The 3,567-nt window shown below is 63.8% G+C and carries 4 protein-coding genes and 1 tRNA gene; all 5 read left to right on the top strand.

Annotated features, from left to right (window positions below; genetic code table 11):
- The coding region (locus tag GSQ79_RS19810) for a tautomerase family protein (RefSeq protein WP_174243248.1) at positions 1 to 223 on the top strand (223 nt) is incomplete at its 5' end.
- A gap of 106 nt (positions 224 to 329) precedes the next feature.
- A complete protein-coding gene (locus tag GSQ79_RS19805) occupies positions 330 to 548 on the top strand; it encodes a hypothetical protein (RefSeq protein ID WP_158810385.1) in 219 nt (72 codons plus the stop codon).
- 69 nt (positions 549 to 617) lie between these two features.
- Positions 618 to 694, top strand: a tRNA-Arg gene (locus GSQ79_RS19800).
- 253 nt (positions 695 to 947) lie between these two features.
- On the top strand, positions 948 to 1,964 hold the full coding sequence (locus GSQ79_RS19795; protein ID WP_158810384.1) for an LLM class flavin-dependent oxidoreductase: 1,017 nt from the start codon (positions 948 to 950) through the stop codon (positions 1,962 to 1,964).
- Positions 1,965 to 2,439: 475 nt separating this feature from the next.
- Positions 2,440 to 3,567: SfnB family sulfur acquisition oxidoreductase (locus tag GSQ79_RS19790; RefSeq protein WP_246725452.1), on the top strand; the 1,128-nt coding region annotated here is incomplete at its 3' end.

Here is a 3,567-nt window from a genome sequence, read left to right as displayed (position 1 = left end):
AGGCCTTGGCATCCCGCGCACCAACAAGATCGTCATGCTTCAGGTCACCACGCGGCCTCGGGGCCCGGAGGCGAAGCAACTGTTCTATAAGCTCTTGTGCGAGGCGCTGGCGCGCGACTGCGGCATCGCGTCGAGCGACGTCATGGTCTCCTGCGTCGACAACACCGATGCCGACTGGTCCTTCGGTCTCGGCCGCGCGCAGTTTTTGACCGGCGAGCTCTGAGCCGCCCTCGACGCCACGCGCGTTGATTTCTGGATGGCGGCAGGGCAAAAGACCTGCAACCGCTCCGGGCCGCCAGGTCCGAGAAGCATTCGTGGAGGAGCCAAACGTGAGCAAGTTCGAACGTCCCCGTCAGATCATCGAGTACTGCCTGAAGCCGCTCGCGCTCGACGAGAGTACCGAAGCGTACAAGGAGACGTTCCGCCGCCTCGAGCACGTCGTGAAGACGTTCCAGCTTGCCGCCGGCCGCACCAACGCTCCCGTCGCCGTCGATTTCTCCGAGATGCGGACGCTCACCATCAACGAAACCGCCCACGGCCACGATTAGGCCGGCTCGGCCGGGCTGGACCTCGGCCAACTTTGCAAAACCGCGATCATCGCTTACGATGATCGCCATGCGCTCCTAGCTCAGCTGGATAGAGTATCGGGCTTCGAACCCGAGGGTCGGGGGTTCGAATCCCTCGGGGCGCACCAGCATTTTTAGCGGGTCCAAGTGGCGCGCCGACCGTGGCTTTCATGCGCACGTTGATAGTCTTGGCGCATCGGACCCTGCCGTCTGGAAGTTCCGCCCACCGGTGTGCAATGGCCATGCTTAGGTCGCTCTGGCCCTGGGATGACATTTATGCAGTGAAGCCAACGCCCAGCCGGTCTATGAGGGCGGCGGATGCTAGCTGCGCCCTCTCCTCGGACGTGATGCTTTCGCGACGATCGGCGCCAAGGACGTACCATGAAGAAGATCGGATTTCTCTCCTTTGGGCACTGGTCCGCGTCGGCCCAATCGGCGACGCGCTCTGCGGCCGATACACTGCTGCAGTCGATCGACCTCGCCGTGGCGGCCGAAGACCTCGGCGCGGATGGGGCCTATTTCCGGGTCCATCATTTCGCGCAGCAGCTCGCGTCGCCCTTCCCGTTGCTGGCCGCGGTCGGGGCAAAGACGAACCGCATCGAGATCGGCACCGGCGTCATCGACATGCGTTATGAAAATCCGTTCTACATGGCCGAGGACGCAGGGGCGGCCGACATCATCAGCCATGGCCGGCTGCAGCTCGGCATCAGCCGCGGCTCGCCCGAGCAGGTGATCGAGGGGTGGCGCTACTTCGGCTATGCGCCGGCGGAGGGGCAGAGCGATTCCGACATGGGGCGCCATCATGCCGAGGTCTTCATCGATCTGCTGAAGGGCGAGGGCTTCGCGCAGCCCAACCCGCGGCCGATGTTCGCCAATCCACCGGGCCTGCTTCGCCTCGAGCCACATTCGCCAGGCCTGCGCAAGCGCATCTGGTGGGGGGCGGCGTCGAATGCCACGACCCTCTGGGCGGCGCAGAAGGGCATGAACCTGCAGAGTTCGACCCTCAAGGCAGACGAGACGGGCGAGCCCTTCCACGTCCAGCAGGCCGCGCAGATCCGTCTTTATCGGCAGGCTTGGAAGGAGGCCGGCCACGAATGGGAACCGCGTGTCTCCGTGTCGCGCTCGATCTTTGCGCTCCTCGACGACCGCGATCGTGCCTATTTCGGACGCGGCGAGGGCAGCGACCAGATCGGCATGATCGACAACATGCGCGCCGTCTTCGGACGCTCCTATGCGGCCGAGCCTGACCGGTTGATCGAGCAACTACGGGCCGACGATGCCATCGCCGAGGCGGACACGTTGCTGCTCACGATCCCGAACCAGCTCGGCGTCGCGTATAATGTCCACGTCATCGAGGCCATTCTGACGCATGTCGCCCCCGCTCTCGGGTGGCGATGACTGCGGATGGGCCCGCTTTACGCTGAGAGCCGCTCAATGCGAGGCTTCCGAGGTCCATGAGACGTTCCGCCGACCCAGCGGCCGAGCGCTCCGTTCCCGCCGCCGGTGTCGTCGTCTTCGTGAATCCAGGCAATACAGGCGTCGAGACAGATAAGTCTCGACACGTTCCCTGAGATCGTGTGGCGCCACACCGTCGGCGCACTGTGGCGACGAGCTTCGAGGTCTGCGGATGCCAAGTATCCAAGCGGTGATCGCCTTATCTTTCGAGTCGGCTAAAGTACGTTAGAATATTCTTGTGCCGCGAGCCACGGATTGTGGAAGGTTCTCTTTCAAAGTTCATCGACTTAAGATTCCGCTTCTATCGACGCTCAACTGCAAATGCTCCACACTTAAGTGCCGGCAAGCCTTTGCCGATGCCTTGTCCTGTCCGGATAAGAAAAACACGAACTGTGATCCTATGCTGAGATCGATCGCTGTGCCCGAACACATCGCGCATATCGCCCTAGACGATGCCGAAGCGCTTGCGATCGCAGAGCGTCTTGCCGCTGCTTTCGCGGTCACGGCATCGGAGCGCGATCGTGAGCGTCGGCTGCCGTTTTCGGAAATCGAAACCTTCTCGCAAAGCGGCCTCTGGTCGATGAACGTGCCCCGGGCCTACGGCGGCCCTGCCGTGTCCTACGCAACCGTCGCCCGCGTGTTTGCGATCATCGCGGCAGGCGATGCGTCGATCGCACATATTGCGCAAAACCACATCAGCCTCATCGACGTCATTCGGCTGGATGATGATGAGGCTCGCAAGCACCTGCTCCTGGGTGCGGCGTTACGCGGCGTCCGGTTCGGCAACGCGCAAGCGGAGCGCAGCGGCAAGACGGCGCTCGATGTCGGCACGCGGATCGTCCGCGTTGCCGACCACTTCGAAGTCACGGGCGAAAAGATCTACGCGACTGGCGCGCTCTTCGCTCATCTCATTCCGGTCAGCGCTGTCGATGACGACGGCAAGAAGGTCCTCGCTTTCGTCGCGTCTGACGCGCCTGGTGTGACGGTCACTGATGATTGGTCGGGCTTTGGCCAACGCACGACCGGCAGCGGCCGCGTGACGCTCGACCAAGTTCGGGTCGAGCCCGATCACGTGGTCCCGGCCTTTAAAGCGGGCGAGATGCCGACTGTGCACGGCGCAGTGGCGCAGATCATCCATGCCGCGATCGACGCCGGCATCGCCCGCCGCGCGATCGACGAGACGATCGCCTTCGTCCGCGACCATGCGCGGCCCTGGGCCGACAGCGGACGGGACAAGGCGTTCGACGATCCCTTTACCATCCGCGACGTCGCCGACCTCAAGGTGCGGTTGCATGCTGCTGAGGCGGTTCTAAGCCGCGCGGGAAAAACCATCGACGCGGGCCTCCGCGACGAAAACGCGGAGACCGCCGCCGCGGCCTCGATCGCCGTCGCCGAAGCCAAGGTCTTGACCACCGAGATCGCGCTGCTCGCCACCAACAAGCTGTTCGAATTGTCCGGCACGCGCGCTGTCCTCGGCGAGCTCAATCTCGACCGCCACTGGCGCGACGCGCGGGTGCATACGCTGCATGATCCCGTGCGCTGGAAG

Source organism: Beijerinckia sp. L45 (assembly GCF_009765775.1).
Classification (GTDB): domain Bacteria; phylum Pseudomonadota; class Alphaproteobacteria; order Rhizobiales; family Beijerinckiaceae; genus RH-AL1.
This window is presented reverse-complemented; position numbering and strand designations above follow the sequence as displayed.